The sequence below is a fragment of the Streptococcus lutetiensis genome (assembly GCF_900475675.1).
Lineage (GTDB): Bacteria > Bacillota > Bacilli > Lactobacillales > Streptococcaceae > Streptococcus > Streptococcus lutetiensis.
On sequence record NZ_LS483403.1, the window covers coordinates 1281346 to 1304973 of the forward strand.

22 protein-coding genes are annotated in these 23628 nt (G+C 37.8%); 8 read left to right on the forward strand and 14 right to left on the reverse strand.

Translation table 11 applies throughout. From position 1 onward, the window contains the following. Positions 1-126: 126 nt before the first annotated feature. From DQN23_RS06435 to yycF, 3 genes are read right to left on the reverse strand one after another with little or no spacing between them, the layout of a single operon-like run. The gene (locus tag DQN23_RS06435; RefSeq protein WP_058814132.1) at positions 127-936 is read right to left on the reverse strand and encodes an MBL fold metallo-hydrolase; all 810 of its coding nucleotides are present in this window, start codon (positions 934-936) and stop codon (positions 127-129) included. Then, positions 937-2289 (reverse strand): cell wall metabolism sensor histidine kinase VicK, encoded by a 1353-nt coding sequence (gene vicK, locus DQN23_RS06440; RefSeq protein ID WP_111712942.1) that lies wholly within the window; start codon positions 2287-2289, stop codon positions 937-939. Then, positions 2282-2992 carry a response regulator YycF gene (gene yycF / locus DQN23_RS06445; RefSeq protein ID WP_039696509.1) on the reverse strand — a complete coding sequence of 237 codons (711 nt, stop codon included), beginning with the start codon at positions 2990-2992 and terminating at the stop codon, positions 2282-2284. The genes vicK and yycF overlap by 8 nt, the downstream gene beginning before the upstream one ends. 311 nt (positions 2993-3303) lie before the next feature. On the opposite strand from yycF, the gene DQN23_RS06450 reads away from it, so the two are divergent. From DQN23_RS06450 to DQN23_RS06465, 4 genes are read left to right on the forward strand one after another with little or no spacing between them, the layout of a single operon-like run. Further along, the gene (locus tag DQN23_RS06450; RefSeq protein WP_020917223.1) at positions 3304-4062 is read left to right on the forward strand and encodes an amino acid ABC transporter ATP-binding protein; all 759 of its coding nucleotides are present in this window, start codon (positions 3304-3306) and stop codon (positions 4060-4062) included. 16 nt (positions 4063-4078) lie between these two features. After that, the gene (locus DQN23_RS06455; RefSeq protein ID WP_020917224.1) at positions 4079-4891 is read left to right on the forward strand and encodes a transporter substrate-binding domain-containing protein; all 813 of its coding nucleotides are present in this window, start codon (positions 4079-4081) and stop codon (positions 4889-4891) included. A gap of 15 nt (positions 4892-4906) precedes the next feature. Further along, on the forward strand, positions 4907-5614 hold the full coding sequence (locus tag DQN23_RS06460) for an amino acid ABC transporter permease (protein WP_020917225.1): 708 nt from the start codon (positions 4907-4909) through the stop codon (positions 5612-5614). 12 nt (positions 5615-5626) lie between these two features. Beyond that, on the forward strand, positions 5627-6274 hold the full coding sequence (locus tag DQN23_RS06465; RefSeq protein ID WP_111712943.1) for an amino acid ABC transporter permease: 648 nt from the start codon (positions 5627-5629) through the stop codon (positions 6272-6274). A 36-nt stretch (positions 6275-6310) separates the two neighbouring features. Here the strand turns inward: DQN23_RS06465 and DQN23_RS06470 are convergent, their stop codons facing one another. The 4 genes from DQN23_RS06470 to DQN23_RS06485 all read right to left on the reverse strand — a co-directional run bounded on the left by DQN23_RS06470 (position 6311) and on the right by DQN23_RS06485 (position 9778). Then, complete coding sequence (locus DQN23_RS06470) at positions 6311-6919, reverse strand: TVP38/TMEM64 family protein (protein ID WP_111712944.1); 609 nt, start codon at positions 6917-6919, stop codon at positions 6311-6313. Positions 6920-7130: 211 nt separating this feature from the next. Beyond that, entirely contained in the window at positions 7131-7433 is a 303-nt protein-coding gene (locus tag DQN23_RS06475; RefSeq protein ID WP_020917228.1) for a hypothetical protein, read from the reverse strand. 199 nt (positions 7434-7632) lie between these two features. Then, complete coding sequence (locus DQN23_RS06480; RefSeq protein WP_020917229.1) at positions 7633-9114, reverse strand: sensor histidine kinase; 1482 nt, start codon at positions 9112-9114, stop codon at positions 7633-7635. After that, on the reverse strand, positions 9086-9778 hold the full coding sequence (locus tag DQN23_RS06485) for a response regulator transcription factor (RefSeq protein WP_058814134.1): 693 nt from the start codon (positions 9776-9778) through the stop codon (positions 9086-9088). Before DQN23_RS06485 ends, DQN23_RS06480 begins: the two co-directional genes overlap by 29 nt. 204 nt (positions 9779-9982) lie before the next feature. On the opposite strand from DQN23_RS06485, the gene DQN23_RS09310 reads away from it, so the two are divergent. After that, a complete protein-coding gene (locus DQN23_RS09310; RefSeq protein ID WP_233422864.1) occupies positions 9983-10384 on the forward strand; it encodes a hypothetical protein in 402 nt (133 codons plus the stop codon). Next, a complete protein-coding gene (locus tag DQN23_RS06490) occupies positions 10385-12349 on the forward strand; it encodes an HAD-IC family P-type ATPase (protein WP_233422908.1) in 1965 nt (654 codons plus the stop codon). Position 12350: 1 nt separating this feature from the next. Here the strand turns inward: DQN23_RS06490 and DQN23_RS06495 are convergent, their stop codons facing one another. After that, on the reverse strand, positions 12351-13226 hold the full coding sequence (locus DQN23_RS06495) for a DUF3114 domain-containing protein (RefSeq protein ID WP_020917232.1): 876 nt from the start codon (positions 13224-13226) through the stop codon (positions 12351-12353). 81 nt (positions 13227-13307) lie between these two features. Here DQN23_RS06495 and DQN23_RS06500 point away from each other — a divergent pair, with 81 nt between their 5' ends. Together DQN23_RS06500 and DQN23_RS06505 are read left to right on the forward strand one after the other, a co-directional pair. Beyond that, a complete protein-coding gene (locus DQN23_RS06500) occupies positions 13308-13823 on the forward strand; it encodes a TetR/AcrR family transcriptional regulator (RefSeq protein ID WP_058832750.1) in 516 nt (171 codons plus the stop codon). A gap of 110 nt (positions 13824-13933) precedes the next feature. Further along, positions 13934-15703: an oleate hydratase gene (locus DQN23_RS06505; protein ID WP_111712945.1), complete on the forward strand. Its 1770-nt coding sequence runs from the start codon at positions 13934-13936 to the stop codon at positions 15701-15703. 82 nt (positions 15704-15785) lie between these two features. Here DQN23_RS06505 and DQN23_RS09315 read toward each other — a convergent pair whose 3' ends face one another. The 6 genes from DQN23_RS09315 to ccpA form a co-directional block, all read right to left on the reverse strand. Further along, positions 15786-16931 (reverse strand): right-handed parallel beta-helix repeat-containing protein, encoded by a 1146-nt coding sequence (locus DQN23_RS09315; protein WP_233422865.1) that lies wholly within the window; start codon positions 16929-16931, stop codon positions 15786-15788. 70 nt (positions 16932-17001) lie between these two features. Beyond that, the gene (locus tag DQN23_RS09320; protein ID WP_233422866.1) at positions 17002-17682 is read right to left on the reverse strand and encodes a hypothetical protein; all 681 of its coding nucleotides are present in this window, start codon (positions 17680-17682) and stop codon (positions 17002-17004) included. 161 nt (positions 17683-17843) lie between these two features. Further along, positions 17844-19790: a threonine--tRNA ligase gene (gene thrS, locus DQN23_RS06515; protein ID WP_061408344.1), complete on the reverse strand. Its 1947-nt coding sequence runs from the start codon at positions 19788-19790 to the stop codon at positions 17844-17846. A gap of 351 nt (positions 19791-20141) precedes the next feature. Continuing rightward, positions 20142-21476, reverse strand: coding sequence for a glycosyltransferase family 4 protein (locus tag DQN23_RS06520; protein ID WP_020917237.1), 1335 nt, complete (start codon positions 21474-21476; stop codon positions 20142-20144). A 1-nt stretch (position 21477) separates the two neighbouring features. Then, entirely contained in the window at positions 21478-22476 is a 999-nt protein-coding gene (locus DQN23_RS06525) for a glycosyltransferase (protein WP_111712946.1), read from the reverse strand. Between the two features lie 93 nt (positions 22477-22569). Further along, complete coding sequence (ccpA, locus tag DQN23_RS06530; protein WP_020917239.1) at positions 22570-23574, reverse strand: catabolite control protein A; 1005 nt, start codon at positions 23572-23574, stop codon at positions 22570-22572. Positions 23575-23628: the final 54 nt, after the last annotated feature.

Sequence of the window (23628 nt, forward strand, 5' to 3'; positions counted from 1 at the left end):
ATTTTATTATACCAGAAAGTTAGAAAAAATGGGAATTCTCGCTAAAATCCCTGTAATTCTTTCTATTATAGGCACGTTTTTATGGTAACTATAAAAGCCTAGCGCTTTAGCACTAGGCTTTTGTTCTTATAGACCTGCTAAAGGCATTGCTTCATCAGGTGATGTATCAAAAACGGTCATGTCATGACCAACAGCAAAATCGGCTTTCATCAAGTTATTTTCCATAGTCATATGAGCCAATTCTTTGATATTATTTTCTTTACTCAAGTGACCAAGGTAAATTTTCTTTGTGCGATTGCCGATAGTACGAATCATGGTATCAGCACCATCTTCATTTGACAAGTGACCACGATCAGATAGAATACGTTGTTTCAAGCTCCATGGATAAGAACCTGCACGCAAAATCTCAACATCATGGTTTGACTCAATCAGATAACCATCAGCATTTTCAATCACACCCGCCATTCGGTCACTAACGTAACCCGTATCTGTCAGAACGACAAATGACTTATTATCTTTCATCAAACGGTAAAATTGCGGATCGACAGCATCGTGACTGACTCCAAAACTTTCAATATCAATATCACCAAAAGTCAATGTTTTACCACGTTCAAAGACATGTTTTTGCCCAACGTCAAGTTTTCCAATCATGTTGCGCTCATCAATCATTTGCCAAGTTTTGGCATTGGCATATACATCAAGATTGTATCTGCGAGCCAGCACTCCAACTCCTTTAATATGGTCAGAGTGTTCGTGCGTAATCAAAATAGCATCCAAATCTTCTGGTTTTCGGTCAATTTCAGCAAGAAGACTGGTAATTTTCTTACCAGTCAAACCTGCATCTATCAAAAGACGTTTCTGTGGCGTTTCCACATAAAATGAATTTCCAGTTGAACCGGAGGCTAAGACACTGTATTTAAAAGCATTCTCAGACATCTAGTCCTCGTTATCCTCCCATTCATCATAAATATCAGAATCCTTCTCATACGGAAGAACAATTGTAAATGTTGAGCCCTTACCATAGGTACTTTGAGCCCAAATAAATCCTTTATGTTGTTTGACAATTTCTTTAGCAATGGCAAGTCCAAGCCCTGAACCACCTTGGGCACGACTTCTAGCCTTATCAACACGGTAGAAACGGTCAAAGATTAACGGCAAGTCTTTCTTCGGAATACCAAGTCCTTCATCAGAAATCGAAATAATCAACTGAGTTTCAGTTGTCTTCATGCTAACAGTGATTTTACCACCGTCTGGTGAGTACTTAATGGCATTGTTTAGGATATTATCCAAGACTTGTGTCATCTTATCTGGGTCAATTTCAACCCAGATTGACTTGATTGGATAGTCTCTGACAATTTCGTATTGCTTGCCAGCAACCGTGTGTTGACTTTTAATCTGGTCAAAACGATTCAAAATAGACGTCATAAAGGCTGTGAAGTTAGTCATTTCAACTTCTAATTGCACCGTTTGATTGTCGATTCGAGACAGATTAAGCAAATCAGAAATCATGCGAATCATACGATTGGTTTCATCCAAAGAAACTTTGATGAAACTTGGTGCAATATCTTCTTTCAAAGCCCCTTCATCCAGTGCTTCAAGATAAGATTTAACCGAAGTCAGTGGCGTACGCAACTCATGACTAACGTTAGAAACGAACAAGCGACGTTCGCGGTCTTCTTTTTCTTGTTCCGTTGTATCGTGCAAGACGGCAATCAGACCAGAAATAAATCCACTATCTCTACGATTCAAGGCAAATCGAATACGCAAAGTGATAAATTCTCCCGTCTCATCACGACGATTAAGCACAATTTCTGGCGTCTTAGACACCAAATCATGGTAAGAATAATCGCTATCATCACCAAGAATGTCAACGATATTCATCCCAAGAGCTTCTTCACGCTCAAGATTTAGTTGCTTTTGAGCGGTCTGGTTAATCATGGTGATATTTCCAGAACGGTCAGTCGCTAGCACCCCATCAGTCATGTAAGACAAAATACTTGCCAAACGATTCTTTTCTTGGGCTAGATTTTCTTGAGCTAAACGAAAGACAGTTGACAAATCATTTAACTGACCAGCTAACTCTGCTAAATCTCTGTCTTTTTCAATGATAATATCTTCTGTGTATTTTCCTGTAATCAGTTCACGAACCTTACCACTTAATCGACGAATATTAACAGACGTTCTATAGTCTCTGATAGCCAAATGAATAAAATAAATGGCTACAAAAGCTAGCAAGAAGAGAATGGCTTGTTCAAACAGATATTGATTCTGTACCATTGTATCATTCATAAGACTTCATGTAGTATCCAACACCGCGACGTGTCAAAATGTATTCTGGACGACTCGGAGTGTCTTCGATTTTTTCACGCAAACGACGAATGGTAACGTCAACTGTGCGGACATCACCAAAGTAATCATAACCCCAAACAGTTTCCAGAAGGTATTCACGCGTCATCACTTGTCCCATGTGAGTAGCTAAGTGATGAAGTAATTCAAATTCACGGTGTGTTAATTCGATGTCTTCACCACGTTTTTGAGCAACAAAGGCATCAGGCAAAATCTTCAAATCGCCGATGGTAATTTCAGAATTTGATGAAGAAGCATTTTCCTCAGCGACGGCTGATTCGATGTTCTCAGTACGACGAAGGTGTGCTTTGACACGTGCTAACAATTCACGATTTGAGAAAGGTTTTGTAACATAGTCATCTGCACCGATTTCAAGACCGATAACTTTATCGAATTCGCTATCTTTAGCAGAAAGCATAATAATCGGAATATGACTTGTTTTACGAACTTCTTTTGCAACTTCAAGTCCATCCAATTCTGGCAACATCAAATCCAAGATAATCAAATCAGGATTTTCTTCTTCAAATTTAGCAATAGCTTCACGACCATCAAAAGCCGTAACAGTTTCATAACCTTCTTTAGTTAAATTAAATTTAATAATATCTGAAATTGGTTTTTCATCATCAACAATAAGAATTTTTTTCATATATCACCTCTTCAATTCTATGTCAGTAGAATAAAAAATTCTCAAACAACAATTTCTATGTCATTTTATTTACAAAAATGACCTCTATCCTTAATTATATCAAAATTCAAGATTAATTGGAAACCTTGGATACTTTTGAAACCAGAACATAACAATTGACCTTAAAATTCAATCTATTTTCCGTTGTCTCTTATTTAAATTTTCTGAAATATTTGACAGTTAACAAAGCAATGTGGTAAGATAAACTAACCCATCTTGTTAGATGTTAGAAAACCTGACAAGAAATTATTATCTTTGAAAAGGAGACAAGTGTGGCACTTATTGAATTTAAAAACGTTGAAAAATACTATGGCAACTATCACGCTCTCAGAAATATTAACCTAGAAATCGAGAAAGGACAGGTTGTTGTTCTTCTTGGCCCATCAGGTTCTGGTAAATCAACTCTTATCCGAACAATGAATGCACTCGAATCAATCGAAACAGGTAGCTTAAAGGTTAATGGACACGAATTGGCTAACGCTTCTGCCAAAGATTTGGTTCAACTTCGTAAAGAAGTCGGCATGGTTTTCCAACATTTTAACCTCTATCCACATAAAACCGTGTTAGAAAATGTAACTTTAGCACCTATTAAAGTCCTTGGAAAATCAAAAGAAGAGGCAGAACAAATTGCGGAAAAATTCTTAACTTACGTTAATATGTGGGACCGCAAAGATTCTTACCCAGGTATGCTGTCTGGCGGTCAAAAACAACGTGTAGCAATCGCTCGTGGTCTAGCGATGCAACCTGAACTTCTACTTTTTGACGAACCAACATCAGCTCTTGACCCAGAAACTATCGGTGATGTACTTGCTGTCATGCAAAATCTCGCCAAAGAAGGCATGAACATGGTAGTTGTTACTCACGAAATGGGCTTTGCTCGTGAGGTTGCTGATCGTATTATTTTCATGGCTGAAGGACAAATCCTCGTTGATACAACAGATGTTCAAGGTTTCTTTGATAATCCTACAGAGCCACGCGCTAAACAATTCTTGAGTAAAGTCATTAACCACACTAGTGATAATGTCTCTTAAAAATAAGGAGTCTTTTATGAAGAAAAAAATTTGTTTAGCCGTTCTAGCTATTCTCCCATTGCTCTTTATGAGCTTTTTCACTGCTTCAAAAACTTTTGCTGATACATCATCTGAGCAGATTAAAAAAATCCAAGATGCTGGCGTTCTTAAAGTTGGTGTCAAGCAAGACGTTCCAAACTTTGGCTATTATTCAGCTGATAGTGGTAAATATGAAGGAATGGAAGTTGATTTAGCTAAAAAAATCGCCAAGAAACTCGGTGTGAAAGTTGCCTACACAGCCGTTACTGCTCAAACACGTGAGGCACTTCTCGATAATGGACAAATTGATATCCTGATTGCCACTTATACAATCACCGACGAACGTAAAGCTTCATTTGCTATTTCAAATCCTTACTATTATGATGAGGTTGGTTTCTTAGTTAATAAAGCCAAAAACTTCAAAACTATTTCAGACCTAGATGGTAAAACCATTGGCGTGGCTCAAGGTTCAACAACTAAGGCAGCTATTGAAGAATATGGTAAAGCACATAACTTGACATTTAACTTTGTGCAGCTTGGGTCATACCCAGAACTTGCAATTTCACTTTATGCCAACCGTATCAGCGCTTTCTCAGTTGATAAATCAATCTTGACTGGTTATGTCAGCAAAAAAACAGCTATCATTGATGAAGGATTCAATACCCAAGAATACGGTATTGCAGCTAAAAAATCTAATCAAGGAGTCATTGATTACATCAACGGTTTGTTAACCGATTGGAAAGCTGATGGTAGCCTGCAAAAACTTTACGATAAATATGATTTAAAACCTGCAAAAGCAGAAAATAATTAAGAGAGGAGAATTGACATGTTTTTATTAACAACCGCTGCCGCGAGTCCATTTGCCCTCTCACGTTGGGCAGATTTCTTTGCCAACTTTGGTGAATTTGCTAAGGGCTTCCTATATACTTTAGGGATGTCTTTCTGTGCTTTGCTTTTAGCCTTTGTACTCGGAGTTATTTTCGGGGCTATGTCATCATCAAAAAGTAAAGTCTTAAAAGCTATCGCTCGTGTCTATGTGGAAGTCTTTCAAAATACCCCACTTTTGGTACAATTTGTTTTCGTTTATTATGGTCTTGCCATTATGACTAATGGGCTTGTCATGATTTCGACATTCTTTACAGCAGTCCTTTGTGTGGGTATTTATCACGGGGCTTACATCGCCGAAGTTATTCGTTCAGGTATCGAAGCAGTTCCAAAAGGGCAAACAGAAGCCGCGCTATCACAAGGATTCACTTATAGTCAAACCATGAGTTTGATTATCCTTCCACAAGCTGTGCGAACTATCTTGCCACCACTGACTAACCAAGTGGTTAACTTGATTAAAAACACTTCTACTGTTGCCATCATTTCAGGAGCAGATATCATGTTCACAGCCAAAGCTTGGGCTTACGAAACAACCAACTATATTCCTGCATTTGCTGGTGCAGCACTCCTTTACTTCATCATGTGCTTCCCACTAGCAACTTGGGCGCGCCACAAAGAAGAAGCAAACAAAAAATCATATTCACTTTAGGAGGAGAATTAAATGTCAGTATTAACACCGACCAACCTTAGCTTCATCCTCCAAGGATTGTGGCTAACCATTTATATTTCATTTATTTCCATTATACTCTCAACGTTTATCGGAACAGTGCTTGCCGTCATGCGAAATGGGAAAAATCCTGTGCTTCATTTGATTTCAAGTATCTATATTGAATTTGTCCGCAACGTACCAAACTTGCTTTGGATTTTCATTATTTTTCTTGTTTTCCAAATGAAGTCAACACCTGCTGGTATCACAGCCTTCACCGTCTTTACCTCTGCTGCTCTTGCAGAAATCATTCGTGGTGGTTTAAATGGTGTTGACCACGGGCAAACAGAAGCTGGTCTAGCTCAAGGAATGACAAACTTCCAGATTTTTATCTACATTGTCTTCCCACAAGCTTTTCGTAAAATGTTGCCAGCTATCATTTCACAATTTGTAACAGTTATTAAAGATACCTCACTTCTTTACTCTGTTATCGCTATTCAAGAATTATTCGGTAAAAGCCAAATCTTGATGGGGCGTTATTTTGAAGCCAGTCAAGTCTTTACCCTTTATGCTCTTATCGCAGCTATTTACTTCGTGATTAACTTTAGTATTTCGACTATTTCACGTCGTTTAGCTAAAAAATGGGAAAAAGCAGCCGAATAAAACATCAAAAAACTCCAGCTTTAAAGCTGGAGTTTTTTATTGGAATAAGGCAAGTAAATAGCTAAGACCCTTATAACCAATAACAGTATAGAGATAGAGTGTGACAGGCTTTGTAAACAGAAAAATCGTAACAAATTTCTTAAATGACATCTTTGAAAGTCCAGAAACCATGCAAAGAAAATCATCTGGGAAACCAGGTAGAGCAAAAGCAGCTCCCAGAATCATCGCATAAGATTTCCCGTTATTCTTATCAAGATAGCCAATATACTTATCGTAAGTCTCTTGGGAAACAAAAGCCTTCACAAATGTTTCTCCGTAACGTCTCGCTAAAGCAAAGGCGATAAGAGACCCAATAAAGATACCAGTGAAATTATAAACAAATCCCCAAATAGGACCAAAAGCAATATAGCCAATCACACTGGTCATCCCACCAGGAACAATCGGATAAATCACCTGAACAACTTGCAAAGCCATAAAAATTAGCGGTGCAAAGAGACCTAAACTTCCTAAATAACTTTGGAAAAGCCCACCAACTTGGAAGTAGGCTGGGTGTTGTTTGAAGAAAACAAACAAAGCAATGGAAATAATAAATCCAATTCCCGTTAAAATCTGAATGTATTTTCTCTGCGATCCTGTTTCTATCATAGCATCCCCTCCTTTAATTGTCGTAGTCTTATCGTTGCCAGCTGATGAGTTTTAATCCAAATAATTCTAAAAGATAGCAAATCACAGCTAGTGGCAAAACGATTAATAGTAGTAGGTATACAATCTTCTTTTTCATTGTAATATCACATCAATTCAATAATAGGATTGAGTTCCTCTTTCATTTCAGTCTCTATCAATACCAAGCCAAGGCTTATTTTTTCTTGTAGTGTCGTTCGATGATAGAACCTGAAGAAGCATTGATAGTATAGGCATACGATTTTGTAGTTGTTTCAAGTTTAATTACATAAGTTGCTGCTAGACCTGATCTTTTTTTAACAAATTCTTGTGACTTTATGTCTTCACTGGTAAGTCCTGCATTTTGGTATGCAATGCGCTTGACATCACTTGTAGTTAACTTATAACCATATTGATGATAAGCATAAGTTCCTAAAAGTCCCAAAGCAAGTACACCAAGCAAGACAAGAATAGCCCAATACTTCTTAATTCCTTTCATCTTTTCCTCGCTTCAATATTGTAACCATATTATAATGAAGATTACTTAAGAAAGCTTGGATAAAGTCTCGAAAAGCTGTGGCAAAAGTGTGGCAAGTTTTGGCCTCAATTTAGTTTAACTTATTTTGGACTTTTTACTACTTACAAAAGTGTAAGAAAAAAAAGCACTCATCTAGAACTTAATCTAAATGAGTATTTCTTTAATATTGTCGCAGTGGAAGTCTAATGATAAAACATGTTTCTTGGTCATCTGAAGCCACTTGAATCTCACCGTGATGGCGGTCAATGATTTCCTTAGTAATAGCAAGTCCAATACCAAAATGACCTCCCTCACCTTTATAAAAACGTTCAAAAAGATGAGGTTTATCCTTGTCAGAAATAGTTTTTCCATCATTTGATAAGCGAATTTCAAGCATTTGATTTTCTAACAATTGGCAAGAAATGCTAACTGTCTTTTTAGCGTAGCGAACCGCATTTGATAAGATATTAGCAATAGCTCGCTCGATAAGCTTTTCATCAGCTTCAATATCCAGATAGTCAGAAACAAATCGATGTTCAAAGACAAGACCTCGTGCATCTGCTTTGGCTTTTAAGTGCCAACTCACATCGTAAAGCAAATCAACCATATTGAAGGTTTCTAGTTTCAAAGGTTGCTGAGCAGATTCCATTTTTGACAAAGTCAAAATATCATCAACCAGCTCTGCCATTTTCCTGCTTTCGTCTAAAATCACACTAGCAGCTTCTTGGTCATCCACAGCCACTCCTTCTTTAATAGCCTCTGCATAACCTTGAATAGACATGAGCGGAGTGCGCAGCTCGTGAGAAGAATTTTGGAAAAAGAGTTGCTGACTACGCTGGTTAGCATCAATCATGTCATTCATCTTCTCGACAGTCTGACCAACCTCATTAAATTCACGGTAAGCAAAATTTTCTGGCTGCAAATCACCCTCACGATTACCAACGCGTAAAATATAAGATTTTAAAGCTCCAAAATGCTTATCTAATTTCCGTGAAGTTAAGAATATGGTTATGATAGCAATCAAACCAACAATCACCATCAGCGAAAGCAGAAGGTAATTGATATAGGTTTCAAAGTCCGCAATCGGAGTGACATTGGCAAAGACAAAGACATAATAGTTTTGCGACTTACTGTCATCACTATCCTGCTTGATATAACTTTCTGAAAAAGTGCCAGGGTATTCTTGCATCTTAACCATGTAAGTCGAATCATAGACCTTGACCTTCTTAAAATGCTGTACACTATTGTCAAATTCATCATCAAACCAATCAATCGACTTATTATCTGAAAAGTAATCAACGACTTTCTCAGAAATTTGCTTTTCAGACAAATCATAAGTTGATGCTGAAATATATTTGATGTCAAACTTTTCATCAACGATGGCATAAGTAGTTTCAAAGATGTTACCGTCTGAAATTTTTGGTAAATCTTCACCGACATAAAGTGCATCTAAAGTATCGTATTGATTTTGAATGGCTGTAAAAGCTTCTTCAGCCAGAAACAACTTTAACAAACCATTAAAGACTAGCAAAATAATGGCGAAGGAAGTAATCAAAATCGTCAATGGCTGCAAAAACAAAGTCGTTCGAAAACGCGATTGCCACCTTTTTTTCTTCGTCAAGTGATTGTCTTTCTTAATCTTTTTTCGTGAGCTTGAACCCATAGCCCCAAATCGTTTCAATAAGGACATGACTCTCAACCCCTCTCATTTTTTTTCGCAGGCGTTTGATGGTATCATCTGTCACACGTGTTTCAACATCACTTTCATAGCCCCAAACCAGATGCAAAAGGTCATCACGTGAAACAGCCTCCTCGCTGTGCGACAACAATACTTTCAAGAGTTCAAATTCTGTGTTCGTTAGCTTAATTGTTTTTCCTTGATAACTAGCTGAGCGTTCTTTATCAGAAATCTCCAAACCTTCATAAGCAAGTGATTTTACTTCCTCATTAGCACCATCTTTTACGACTGGTTGGCGCGCTAAAATAGCCTTGACGCGCAAGCTTAATTTCAAGGGTGAAAATGGTTTGGTAAAATAATCATCAACCCCAGCTGAAAATCCCTTAACAAAATCATCGTCACTATCACGCGCAGTTAAAAGAATAATCGGCACTTCAGAGCGTTTACGCAACATAGCCGCAATGTCAATACCACTTGTCCCAGGCATCATGATATCAAGGATAACTACATCTGCCGCTTCTTCCAAAAAACGTAAAAGCAACTGGTCACCTGTTTCAAAGACTTCAACTTCTAAGCCTTGATCACGCAAAAATGAAGCAATCAAATCACGAATATTCTTCTCATCATCTGCTACATAAACCTTTGCCATAGAACACCTCAACTTGCTTATTTTCTTACCTTCATCATACCATAATTCCTCTCAAAAGCTCTAAACCTAGCTAAACTTGCCACAAAAATCTTACAATTTGAGACACCGTTTTTCCTTGATTTCCCTAAAAAAGTAAAGTAGAATTACCCTGACCTAGTAAGAATTATTAGATTTTTAAGTATTAGATTTCAGGAGATAGCAAAAATGAATGAAAAAATGATAGCAAATAAGATTTCTGGCTTATCAAGCAAAGAGGTCGAAGAACGTCTAAAAAATGGTCAAAATAATAAAATGGTCGACGAAAATGCAGCAACAACAAGCTCTATCATTCGCCAAAATATTTTCACCTACTTCAATTTAATCTTTGCCATTATCAGCTTATTATTGCTTATTGCTGGTTCTTTTAAAAGTTTAACTTTTTTACCTGTTATCATCATTAACATTATCATCGGAATTACTCAACAACTGCGCTCTAAAAAAGTATTAGACCAGCTGAATGTCATTTCAAAATCGTCCTACCAAGTTATCAGAGATGGTAAATACCAATCTGTCCCTATTGATGAATTGGTACTTGATGACATCATTTTACTAGATGAAGGAAGGTAAATTCCTGCCGACGCCACTTTAGTCGATGGGAAAGTAGCCGTCAACGAATCTCTTCTAACAGGTGAAGAAGATGAAATTGAAAAAGTAATCGGCAGTGATTTAAAATCAGGTAGCTCTATCATCTCAGGAAAATGTCTTGCTAAATTGACCGCAGTCGGAAACGATTCATATGCCGCCAAACTAACGCAAAAAGCTAAAGAAGTCAAACATAAAAAAACAGATATGATTCGTGCTATCGAAGGCATCATCAAATTTGCTGGAATTATCATTATCCCCATTGGTATCACCTTATTTAGCCAATCGCTATTTTTAAATCACAAAACATTTAGTGATAGTATTGTGTCAACAGTCGGCGCTTTAATTGGTATGATTCCTGAAGGACTTTATTTACTGGTAACTGTTGCTCTTGCTGTCAGTGCAATGAAATTAGCTAGAAAAAAAGTTTTGTTACACGATATGAAAAGTATTGAATCTTTAGCTCGCGTTGACATCTTATGCGTGGATAAGACAGGAACCATCACAGCCAATAAAATGACCGTAACAGACCTTATCTTACCTGAGCATGTCAATCAAGCAGACTTAACCGCTAACCAAGAAATTCTTTCTAAATACATCAATACTATCCCTGATTCTAATATTACAATGTTGGCTTTGCGAGAATATTTCACCTCAAAAGAAGCTTTTAAAAATGCTGAAGCAACCCCATTCTCATCCAAAGTCAAATATTCTCAAATCAAAACAGAAAATACCACCTATCGTTTAGGAGCTCCAGATATCTTACTGAGCCAAGAAAAGCTAGCAATAAATCAAACCAAACTCACACAATATGCCTCAGACGGTAAACGCATCTTAGCTTTAGTTGAAATGACTAAAGACAATGCGGTACCACTTTTATTTGTAGCTATCAGAAACGATATCCGAGCAAACGCTAAAGAAATTTTTTCATTCTTCAATGAAAATGACGTTGCCATTAAAGTCATCTCTGGTGATAATACTCTAACCGTTTCAAAAATTGCCAATCAAGCAGGAATTTTAGATTCAGAAAACTACATCGATGCCAGTACTTTAAAAACTAAGGAAGACATCGAAAAAGCTGCGCTAAGTCATACCATTTTTGGACGAGTGACTCCTGAACAAAAGAAAGATTTAGTGCTTGCCTTCAAAAAGAACAAATACAAAGTCGCAATGACTGGAGATGGTGTCAATGATATCTTAGCGATGAAAGAAGCTGATTGCTCAATTGCAATGGGAAGTGGTAGCGAAGCAGCTCGTCAAGCAGCCCAAGTGGTCTTGCTTGACTCAGATTTTTCAAGAATGAAAGATATTGTCTCTCAAGGTCGCCAAATTATTAATAACATCACTCGTTCAGCAACCTTATTCTTATACAAGAATATCTTTTCAATGTTGTTAGCTATCTTTTCAATCATTACGATTTTCACTTATCCTCTCGCTCCTACTCAAGTCTCTCTTATCTCTATGTTCAATATCGGAGTTCCTGCTTTCTTATTATCATTAGAAACAAACACCGCCAAGAAAAATCAGAACTTCCTAAAAAAAACTATTCTAACAGCTCTACCAGCTTCGCTTACTTCTTTTTCAGCCATTGCTTGCTTGGTTGTATTCGGTCAATTGTTTGACATTCCGCAAAACGATATTGGTATTGCTAGTACTTATCTACTTGCTATTGTTGGTTTCTTGATTTTGAGAAATGTTTCAAGACCTCTCAACAAGTATAAGATTTCTATTTTTATCACTTGCTTTGCTGGTTTCATCATTTGTTGTCTCATTCCACCATTACGCTCACTATTCATGCTAAATGAATTCAGCAATGAAAGCATGGTGCTTTGCCTCATTTTTGCCCTTGCCGAAGTAACCGTGATGAGAACCTTGACTTTCTTATTCGAAAACGTTACGAACTGTCTTTCTAAATGCCGCTTAGCCATTCAAAAACTGTTCGCAGATTAAGTTACGAACAGTTATGTAAATCTTTTCGAAATCTTCGAATCAGTTGTTTTACCTTTTGATAGCTGCTACGCCCTTGTCTGGCGTAGTGGCCTTTTTTATTAAAATAGCTGCGCTCCCAATCTTCGTGACGACGGCACTTAATCCAGAGCGGGGCTATAAATGCATTGCCTTGATTGGATAAAATACGCTTACGAAAAAGTGGGTCATGACGTTTTATCGCTGCAACGTCAAGTTCATAGTGTCTCTGGTCGTTACGATTGGCATAGTTAAAACTAGCTCCGTTAATAATGCCATTATGAGTCTGACCTTGTGGATCGATTTCATTAGCAAAATGTCCCCTACTATCTAAGATAAATTCTGTGTGAAAAGCCAGCAAAATTTTCAGATTGACTGGCAGCTCAAATCCTAAAATGGCACGTTTGGGTGCTTTATTATGGAGCCTAGCTGATTCTGTCAAATCAAAATCAAATCGTCTCCGCCAAAACCGTCGTTCTTTTTTATCTTTTAAGTAAGTTAGCATCGATTGCCAATCTGACTTAGCAGGAAATTCTTCTCTGACCCACTGAGCTTGGTAGGCTGAAATCACATAGCGAAATTGATGCACTTGGTGCGCTAATAAATTGTCCTCAGCCATGCTCTCTCCTGGGTAAGCTACTTGAACAAGTCTTGCTAACTCACTCCAAAAAGGGTGATTGGGCGAAAGGTTATCCGAAAATTGATTTAAAAGCTTACGAGTCTGAGCAATCTCGCCAGATAATTCTTCTGGCATTTCTAAGATGTCCATTAATTCTTGTAGTACTTGTCTTGCTTTGTCACTTATGCTAGCAGCTTTACTATTTTCCCAAAAGTAGAAAAAGTCTTTATCTCCTATTTTCATAGGTCAATTATAGCACATTACAGCGCTAACACCTTTTTTAAAGGGACTTATGATAAAATAGCTATAGATGAAGGGGAATTTATGAAGACATTAACTGAAGAAGCCTTTGCCCATACTTTAAAAGACATTATGCAGGAAAAATCCTTTGACAAGGTCACCGTGACAGAGTTGGTTCAGCGTATGCACGTCAACCGTCAAACCTTTTACTATCATTTTAATGACTTGTATGACCTGCTTGAAAAGATATATATTTCAGATGGTGAGCAAATGATTGGTGATAACCGAACAGACGACTCTTTGGAAAAAAGCATGCTTGCGATTTTTCAATACATTCTAGCCAACAAAGCGTTTGTCTACAACACCTATTATTCTATCAATCGTAATTATTTAGAACATTTTTTATATGACCGAGCTTATGACTTAATCAAACCAGTCCTAAAAGCCAAAAATCCTGACTTAAGTGCCAGTGAACTTGATTTTAGGGTTCATTTTTGCAAGTACGGCTTGGTTGGTTTTATCCTTGATTGGATTGACTCTGGCTTGCAAGAAAATCCCAACACCTTAGCCAAGCGTATTTATCAACTTTTGAATTACTAGACAAAGTCAGCAAAGTGTCAAAAATTTAGACAGGAAATCTTTCCTGTCTATTTTATTTTACTGAAGAAAGTGTTTTAATAAAAGTTATCTTAACAAAGGAGTTGATATGTATGTATTATTCAAATGGAAATTATGAAGCATTTGCTCGTCCTAAAAAACCTGAAAACGTTGATGAAAAATCAGCCTATATTGTCGGAAGTGGCTTAGCAGCTCTTTCTACAGCAGTCTTTCTTGTCCGTGATGCCCAAATGTCTGGCGATCACATTCATATTCTAGAAGAATTGAGCCTTCCTGGTGGTAGCATGGACGGTATTAAAAATGACCGCTTAGGCTATATTATTCGTGGCGGACGTGAAATGGAACCTCACTTTGAAGTGCTCTGGGACTTGTTTCGCTCTATTCCATCCCTTGAAAATCCAGACCATTCAATCTTGGATGAATTCTACTGGCTCAACAAAGAAGACCCTTGTTATGCTAAGACACGTGTCATTTGCAATCGTGGTAAAGCTCTGCCTAACGATGGTCAGCTAACCCTTTCTGAAAAAGCTATCAAGGAAATGATTGATTTGATTTTGATGCCTGAAAGCAAACTGGAAAATGTTCAAATCGACCAAGTTTTTGATGACGAATTTTTCAATTCTAATTTCTGGCTCTATTGGTGTACAATGTTTGCCTTTGAACCCTGGTCAAGTGCCATGGAAATGCGCCGTTATCTCATGCGCTTTATTCAACACGTTGGCTGCCTAAAAAATCTTTCTTCCCTTCGCTTCACTAAGTACAATCAATATGAATCTTTGATTTTACCAACCGTCCACTACTTATCTGAACACGGTGTTGATTTTAATTATGATACTACCGTGACAAATATTTTGGTTAACCGCAAAGGCAATAAAAAAGTGGCAAGCAAGCTTGAATTCACAAAAGCAGGTCAAGTAAAAGAACTCTTTTTAAGTGAAAATGATTTGGTCTTTGTCACAAATGGTTCAATCACCGAAAGTACAACTTATGGTGACAACGACCACCCAGCTCCTGTTAAACACGAATTAGGTGCTAGCTGGGAACTCTGGCAAAAATTGGCTGCCCAAGACGAAAGCTTTGGTCACCCAGAAAAATTCTACCAAAACATTCCAGATGCTAACTGGACCATTTCAGCTACTATCACCTTCAAGGATAAACGCATCTCCCCTTATATCGAAGCCGTTAACCACAAAGACCCATACAGTGGTTCAATCGTAACCAGCGGTCCAACAAGCATTAAAGATTCTAACTGGCTCCTTGGTTACTCTATCAGTCGTCAACCGCATTTCAAAGTTCAAAAAGATAACGAACTGGTCGTTTGGCTTTACTCTCTTTACACAGATCGTAAGGGTAATTACATTGCAAAACGCCCTGATGAATGTACTGGTAAAGAACTTTGCCAAGAATGGCTCTACCACATGGGAGTTCCTGAAACTGAAATTGCAGAAATTGCTGACACTGCTTCAACTATTCCTTGCCACATGCCTTACATCACTACTTACTTCATGCCGCGTGGCTTAAATGACCGTCCATTAGTAGTGCCAAAAGATAGTCAAAACTTAGCCTTTATTGGTAACTATGCTGAAACACCTCGTGATACTGTCTTTACTACAGAATACTCTGTCAGAACAGCCATGGAAGCCGTCTACACACTACTTGATGTTGACCGCGGTGTCCCTGAAGTCTTCGCATCCGCCTTTGATGTTCGCATGCTACTCAATGCCCTTTACTATCTAAATGACCAAAAATCACTAACAGAAATTGATATTCCTTGGGCAGAAAAAGCCGTTCTCAAAGAAGCTCTTAAGAAAGTGCACGGTACTTATCTCGAAGAATTACTCAAAGAATACCACTTGTTATAATCATCCATAACAAAGTTTTTATCACTAAAATAGCTCCTCGATTGAGGAGCTATTTTTTAGATTTTCACAATGCTATGCCAGATTAATAAATATTAAATCCAATTTTGCCAGGAATTTCATTAGCTTGGCAATTAGCAATAATCGCATTTTTAGTATTTCCAACTGACTTGCGAATAGCTGATTGACTGCCAGATGATGGTGTTGTGACAGAACGGCCACTTGGTAATTTATCACCACTCTTACCAGCAAAGCCTTGAACAGCAGACCATGCTTTAATGATCAATGGTTGAATGTAATAGTTATAACCATTATCAAATGCCACACAGTGGTCTAAATAAGCTGTAACGGAACTGTTGTTATTATCAAAACCTTTTTTAGCTTCATCAAAAGCAAGACAGTATGACAATTTACGTGTCACACTTGATTTTGAATTGACAGAACCAAGTTTAAAGCTATTTGGATTACCGTCAAATGAATTGCCAGTCCAAGCTGAAAGTCTAATCGTACCAGCATCAGTCTTGATGAAGTTTCCAAATGGCAAAGCAAATTTACCTTTTGCATAATTTGAAGCAAATGAGCCATCATTAACTTTGATGAGTTGAACCAGATGAAGATGTTCATCTAAGGCTTTTTTGTGGTCAAAATCATATTTTCCAGTAAAGACATCGGGTTTACCGTTATTCCAAACTGCACAATTTGTGTAAGTAATATCTGGTGTCACATCCCCTACTTTATCAAAGGAATCCCAACCACCATCAGAATTATCCCAAGCATAACAGTAAGTAAAAGTATTGCCGCTTCCTGCACCGAGTTTTGGTGCAAAGCCATCAGCATTTCCGCTACGTGTGTAAACATCACAATTACGGTAGCTGTAAACCGCTTCAATTGTATTACGATAAGCACCTGCCGTTACTTGCAAACCAGTATCGTTATTATATCTAACAATACAATTTGGAACCTTGTTATTACCAGCAGTTTTTCCTTTGATTTGGATACCGTTATCTGGCGCATGCTCAATAATCAAGTTTTGAAGGGTGTAGTTTGAGCCATAAATTCTGACACCAACTGCCGCATCTGATGAGGCTTTACCGATGTATTTTGCCATAAAGTCTGAAAAATTAAGCTCTGGATAAGAGCCATCCGCATTTTGCACACCAATGATTTGAACGTTAGCATTTGCTTTAGACAAAGCAATTTGCCCGTCACAAGCAATCTTGTTTCCCTTCACATAAACCTTTCGCCACCGGCTTTTTCAGCTTTTGAAATAGCAGAGCGAAAATCGTTATAAGTTGAGACTGTCACGCCATTGAAGCTGCTAATGAAGAGAAGATTAAGCTTTCATCAGCACTTTCTGTTTGGGACAAATCTACTTCAGTTGTCTCACTTGAATTACTAGTAGCTTCACTTGATTGGCTTTCTGAAACGGCATCAGAAGATGTAGCTCCCACCTGAATACTAAACAAGTCAAGATCAGCGTCTTTAGCATATAAATAAAGCTCACCAGCTTCACCTGAATAAGTGTAAGTTGCTTCACTGGCTTGCACACCCACAGTCAGATTGGTTAGGTCTTGACCTTGGCTATCAGCTAAAACGAGATGACCCTCATCAGTCTGTGAAGCACTTTTCAAAACGACTTTAATCACATCGTTATCTGATACTAAAAATTTCAATGAAGCCTTATCCTTACTACCTGTAGCAATTAACTGCAAGGCAGATGTATAATTGCTTTCTGAAACATTAGCTTCTTCTGCTTTGATGAACAATGGTAACTCTTCATTTGCTAATAAAGTCAACCCATCAATCGTTTTTTCAGACTTTAGCTGACCCAAATCTTTAAATGAAGAATCACTAAAATTCCAAGCTACCGAAGAATCAGCTTTGACAATCATTGGACCAGGTCCTAAATGAGACAAAAGCGTAGCTAATGCTATTAAAAGACCAAAGCCAAGTGACAAAAAATGTTGCTTAAAGTTTCGCATATTTTAACTCCCTTTTTTTGAGAACGCTTTCTTAATTGTAATATTTCATTTTAGTAATATTAGATTTTTGCAAATCTGGAAAAATCATCCGTTTAAAAAAACACAAAAAGAAGCCCCAAAGGACTTCTTTTTTACCGAATTTATTATGCAAATATAAGGAATTATTCAGCGTCTGGACGTGATTTACGATCGATGTCAGCAAGAATATTTTCTACAAACTCATTGATTGATTCAGTGTGAGTTTGTTTGCTTCCGTAACGACGAACGTTAACAGTCTTATCAGCCATTTCTTTATCACCAACGATTAATTGGTAAGGAATTTTCTTAGTTTGGCTTTGACGAATCTTAAGTTGCATTTTTTCGTTACGTTCATCGACGTCAACACGAACACCTTTGTCGCGAAGAACTTTAGCAACTTCCCAAGCGTAGTCAACGTGAGCTTCATTAGAAACTGGGATAACAGTTACTTGGTGAGGAGCAAGCCATGTCGGGAATGCACCTTTGTAGTTTTCAATCAAGATAGCTGTGAAGCGTTCCATTGTTGAGATAACACCACGGTGAATCATAACTGGACGGTGTTCTTCACCATCAGCACCGATGTATGTCAAACCAAAACGTTCTGGAAGAAGGAAGTCAAGTTGGATTGTTGACAATGTTTCTTCGTTACCAAGAGCAGTTTTCACTTGGATATCAAGTTTTGGACCGTAGAAAGCAGCTTCACCTTCAGCTTCAAAGTATTCAACGCCCATTTCATCTAAGGCAGCTTTCAACATTGATTGTGCATTTTCCCACATTTCATCGTCATCATAGTATTTGTGAGTATCTTTAGGGTCACGAAGTGATAGACGGAAACGGTATTCAGTTAAGTTGAAATCTTCGTAAACGTCGATAATCAATTGAAGAGCTTTTTGGAATTCTTCTTGGATTTGTTCAGGTGTTACGAACAAGTGACCATCGTTAAGTGACATTTCACGAACACGTTGAAGACCTGATAAAGCACCAGATTTTTCGTAACGGTGCATCATACCGATTTCAGCGATACGGATCGGCAATTCACGGTATGAGTGTACATGGTGTTTGTAAACTTGGATGTGGTGTGGGCAGTTCATTGGACGAAGAACAAATTCTTCACCATCACCCATATCCATTATTGGGAACATATCTTCACGGTAGTGATCCCAGTGACCTGAAGTTTTGTAAAGATCAACTGAAGCCAATGGTGGAGTATAAACGTGAAGGTATCCTGATTCTACTTCTTTATCAACGATGTAACGTTCCAAAGTACGACGGATTGTAGCACCATCTGGTAACCAGAATGGAAGACCTTGACCAACTTCTTGAGAAATCATGAACAAATCAAGTTCTTTACCAAGTTTACGGTGGTCACGTTCTTTAGCTTCTTGACGTTGTTTAAGGTAAGCTTTAAGGTCTTTTTTATCAAACCAAGCAGTACCGTAAACACGTTGCATCATAGCGTTATCGCTATTTCCGCGCCAGTAAGCACCAGCAACGTTCAATAGGTGGAAGACTTGGATACGACCAGTTGATGGCACGTGTGGGCCACGGCAAAGGTCTGTAAATTCACCTTGTGTGTAAACAGTAAGTCCACCTTCGTCTTCACCGTGTTCTTCAATCAATTCAAGTTTGTAAGGATCGTTTTTGAACAATTCACGCGCTTCTTCGATAGAGATTTCTTTACGAATGCATGGAAGGTTTTCTTTAACGATTTTTTTCATTTCTTCTTCGATACGAGGAAGGTCTTCATCAGTGATTTGACCTGATTTATTATCAGTATCGTAGTAGAAACCATTTTCGATTGCAGGACCTACACCAAGGCAAAGGTCTGGGAAAAGACGTTTTGCGGCTTGAGCAAATAGGTGAGCTGCTGAGTGACGTAAGATACCAAGAGCATCTTCATGATCAGGTGTTACGACTTCGATGCTACCATCTTCAGTGATTGCACGAGTAGTATCAATCAATTCTCCGTTAAATTTACCAGCCAAAGCTTTTTTAGCTAGTGAATTACTAATACTTTGAGCAATTTCAAAAGTTGTTACTCCAGATTCGAATTCGCGCACAGCGCCATCTGGGAAAGTAATTTTAACCATACTATTCTCCTTTAAAAAATTTACATTGTTGAGAATTCCTTTTTGGGAACCGGGCAAAAGGAACTTGATGAGTTTACAAAAATTTTTCACCTAGATAAAAGAAAAGCGACGTCCAAAAAGGACGTCGCAACGTGGTTCCACCTTCATTTATCTACGACAAAAAAGAGTCGTAAACCTCAAATCGGCTATATCGTAGCCACCGTTTTATGTTTGCATAAAAAGCAAAGGAAGTAGTATTGAATCAGTCAACCCTGCGCCCTTCTCACCAACCGGCACTCGCTCTAAAGGTTGAACCCTGTTCAACTTGTCTTCGATAGATATTATAACACGAATTTTTTATTTTTCAAGAACTTAGTCAAGGAAATCTCGAATTGAATTAATCAAGCGTTTTGGAGCCTTGAAAACTTTTGCTGACGTCTTAACCGTAGCTTTAGCTGCTTCTGCTGGCAATTTAATGGCAGAATGTGCTAACTTCACAGACGTTTTTTCTTTTTGACCACGGACCGTTAAAGAGAATTTTTCTTTTTTCTTATTCTTAGCTGAAATCAAAACATCAAGATAAAAAGCATAGACTGATTTTCCAAAATGTTCTGCTGAGATGGCATACATTTTTGCTTGGTATGCTTTGTCAGCCATAGCAGGTGTGTTTTCAATCGCATCTAAAATAGCATTCGCCAAATCCTCTTCTTGGTAGAACAATGTTCCAAACATCTTTTGGTCAATGATGTCATCCAAGTACGGATTTCCATGTGCAATGACTGGTGTTCCACTAGCAAGACTTTCTGTATAAGTCAACCCTTGAGTTTCACTAGTTGATGCTGAAATGAAGAAATCAGCTGCTTTATAATAAATTGCAGTTTCTTCGTGAGCAACCATTCCCGTGAAAATCACACTATCTTCAATGTCAAGGTCCTCAACCATTTTTTTCAAGTCTGATAGATATGGTCCATCACCAACAACAACCAATTTAACAGCTTTATTTTGACCTAAAACGTCTGGAAATTGTTGGACAATAGCTTGAATATTTTTTTCATAAGAGATACGAGACAGACTAAGTAACATTGTCTCATCCTCAGCAATTCCAAGTTTTTCACGAAGTGCTAGCGCATCTTCTCTTGTAATGTCCTTACGTTCGTACTCTTCCACACGAATTCCTGTCGGAATGACACGTTTTGGAATCTTAATATCATAACCATCAAGCAAATTTAGCACAATACGAGATGGACAAATCACGCCGTCCAAGTCGTTCATGTAGCCACGCATGACGTATTTGACCATACCTGGTTTGATGATTTTTCCTTTAGCAATATAACCAACATAGTCTTCATATTGCGTATGATAAGTGTGAACAACTGGAATACGAAGGGTTGCAGCAATCATTTTTCCAAGCATCCCAACGCTAAATTCCGTTTGGGTATGAATAATATCTAATTTATATTGTTTGGCAATTTTATAAGACGAAATCAATCCACGATAAACAATGCGGCGATCTGTAAACGAAATAAAAGGCACACTAGGAAGTCGAATAATCGTTGGATCTTCGTAGCGTTTTACCGCTTTATCTGTGGTTGTAAAAATATAGACCTCGTGTCCTTCTTTTTCCAACTCTTCCTTGAGGGTACAAATACTCGTTGCTACCCCAGAAACTTGAGGAAAATAAGTGTCCGTAAAAAGACCAATTCTCATTTTACAACTCCATTACTTTGTGATAAACATCAACTAATTCATGAGCAACTTTATCAATGCTACGACTTTGAGCAATATGATAACCTGCTTCTTGTTTTTCGCTATTTCCTGATAAAACCTTACGAAGGGCTTTAACAAAACCAGAAACATCATGAGCTAACTCCGCACAGCTACTGTCAACCCAGCCGTGATAAACAGGAATATCTCGCAAAACCACATGTTGGTGACTAGCAAGTGCTTCAAGAACGACAATTCCTTCTGTTTCTTCACGACTCGGGAAGAAGAAGGCATCTGCACCACTCATAGCACCTTCAAAAACATCTCCTTTAATGTAACCAGCAAAAATCACATTATCAGGATGCTTACGTGTCACAATGCTTCTGACTTTATGAGGAATAATCCATTTATTAGTCTCACCGAACCAAATAAAACGCACATCAGGCATTTGTTTTGCCACTTCAACAAATTCGTCAATTCCTTTTCGCATGAAATAAAGCCCAGCACAAATCACAACTTTTTCATCTGGTTTAAGACCAAAATGACGTCTAAACGCCTCTTCCTTAGCAGGATTTGGAACATAACGTGACAAATCAATCCCATTTGAAACAGCATAAATTGGCTTATCAATACCATAGCCACTAATTAATGATTTTGAGTATTCAGTCGGTGTAATAATGGCATCTGCATTGTTATAAAAACGACAAAGATACCATCTAAAAATTGGTGATACTAAATTAGAGCCGATAAAAGAGTCGCGAAAATCTTCCTCGGTAGAATGACCATGCATCAACACTTTTTTACCCGCTTTTTTGGATTTTTTCAATAATTTCCAACTCTTAATACCATAAGTATTGATATGAACCAAATCATAGTCATCGTTTGGATTTGTTGTATAATCTTGGCCAACCATGCTAAGAGCACGCTCTTGGTGCTCGATGGCACGACCAATTCCTGATTTTCTTAAATAATTTTCGGCTTCCAAATACAGTAAAACTTTCATAAATACTATTATAGCTTATTTTGTAATTTTTTTCACTAAGACTAAACAAAATCAGCCCAAAGGCTGATTTTGTCATAGTATCCTTTTTGGAAATTATTGACGTGTAGTACCACGCAATTTAAGACCATGATTAAGAATAATTCCTTTTTCTTCAAGTTCTTCTTTGTTCATGATTTTAGTCAACATACGCATACTTACCGCACCAAGGTCATAAACTGGTTGGCTAATTGAGCTTAGGTTTGGACGAGTGTATGATGTGATTGGTGAATCATTACTTGTAAGAATTTCAAAGTCTTCAGGAACTTTTTTACCTGCGGCAAACAATCCATTCAAAAGACCTGCAGCTAGTTCGTCTTCAGCAACATAAGCAGCTGTAGCACCTGAATTCATCACGCGTTGAGCTAGTTCATAACCATCTTTGTAGCTGTAGTGAGCTTCAAATACAAGTCCTTCTTTGAATGATAGGTTGTTCTTTTCAAGTCCTTCTTTGTATCCTGCAAGACGAACTTTACCGTTAATGTCATCGATAAGTGGTCCTGAAACAAAGGCAATATCTTTGTTATTTTTAGCCAAAATATCAACAGCATCAGCCACGGCAGCTTTGTAATCAATATTAACACTTGGAAGTTGGTGTTCTAAATCAACTGTTCCTGCTAGAACCACTGGTGTGCGTGAGCGAGAGAACTCTGCACGAATTTTTTCTGTTAAATGGTGTCCCATGAAGATAATACCATCCACTTGTTTTGCAAGCAAAGTGTTAATAACATTAACTTCTTTATCGTCATCTTCATCACTTGACGCAAGAACGATATTGTATTTGTACATTGCAGCAATATCGTCGATACCTTTCGCTAAAATTGAGAAATAGCTATTAGCGATATTTGGAATAACAACACCAACTGTCGTAGTTTTTTTACTTGCCAAACCACGAGCAACTGCATTTGGACGATAGTCTAAACGGTCAATAACTTCAAGTACTTTTTTACGAGTGTTTTCCTTTACATTTTTATTGCCATTTACAACACGACTAACTGTTGCCATTGAGACGCCTGCTTCTCGTGCAACATCATAAATTGTAATCGTATCATCAGTGTTCATTATTGGACTTCCTTTCTATTTGAAAATTTCGCTTTCACAAATATTTTAGCACCT

Coding starts and splice junctions, on each gene's coding strand:
- DQN23_RS06435 (WP_058814132.1), bottom strand. CDS start 936: ATGTCTGAGAATGCTTTTAAATACAGTGTCTTAGCCTCCGGTTCAACT.
- vicK (WP_111712942.1), bottom strand. CDS start 2,289: ATGAATGATACAATGGTACAGAATCAATATCTGTTTGAACAAGCCATT.
- yycF (WP_039696509.1), bottom strand. CDS start 2,992: ATGAAAAAAATTCTTATTGTTGATGATGAAAAACCAATTTCAGATATT.
- DQN23_RS06455 (WP_020917224.1), top strand. CDS start 4,079: ATGAAGAAAAAAATTTGTTTAGCCGTTCTAGCTATTCTCCCATTGCTC.
- DQN23_RS06460 (WP_020917225.1), top strand. CDS start 4,907: ATGTTTTTATTAACAACCGCTGCCGCGAGTCCATTTGCCCTCTCACGT.
- DQN23_RS06465 (WP_111712943.1), top strand. CDS start 5,627: ATGTCAGTATTAACACCGACCAACCTTAGCTTCATCCTCCAAGGATTG.
- DQN23_RS06470 (WP_111712944.1), bottom strand. CDS start 6,919: ATGATAGAAACAGGATCGCAGAGAAAATACATTCAGATTTTAACGGGA.
- DQN23_RS06475 (WP_020917228.1), bottom strand. CDS start 7,433: ATGAAAGGAATTAAGAAGTATTGGGCTATTCTTGTCTTGCTTGGTGTA.
- DQN23_RS06480 (WP_020917229.1), bottom strand. CDS start 9,114: ATGGGTTCAAGCTCACGAAAAAAGATTAAGAAAGACAATCACTTGACG.
- DQN23_RS06485 (WP_058814134.1), bottom strand. CDS start 9,778: ATGGCAAAGGTTTATGTAGCAGATGATGAGAAGAATATTCGTGATTTG.
- DQN23_RS09310 (WP_233422864.1), top strand. CDS start 9,983: ATGAATGAAAAAATGATAGCAAATAAGATTTCTGGCTTATCAAGCAAA.
- DQN23_RS06495 (WP_020917232.1), bottom strand. CDS start 13,226: ATGAAAATAGGAGATAAAGACTTTTTCTACTTTTGGGAAAATAGTAAA.
- DQN23_RS06500 (WP_058832750.1), top strand. CDS start 13,308: ATGAAGACATTAACTGAAGAAGCCTTTGCCCATACTTTAAAAGACATT.
- DQN23_RS06505 (WP_111712945.1), top strand. CDS start 13,934: ATGTATTATTCAAATGGAAATTATGAAGCATTTGCTCGTCCTAAAAAA.
- DQN23_RS09320 (WP_233422866.1), bottom strand. CDS start 17,682: ATGCGAAACTTTAAGCAACATTTTTTGTCACTTGGCTTTGGTCTTTTA.
- thrS (WP_061408344.1), bottom strand. CDS start 19,790: ATGGTTAAAATTACTTTCCCAGATGGCGCTGTGCGCGAATTCGAATCT.
- DQN23_RS06520 (WP_020917237.1), bottom strand. CDS start 21,476: ATGAGAATTGGTCTTTTTACGGACACTTATTTTCCTCAAGTTTCTGGG.
- DQN23_RS06525 (WP_111712946.1), bottom strand. CDS start 22,476: ATGAAAGTTTTACTGTATTTGGAAGCCGAAAATTATTTAAGAAAATCA.
- ccpA (WP_020917239.1), bottom strand. CDS start 23,574: ATGAACACTGATGATACGATTACAATTTATGATGTTGCACGAGAAGCA.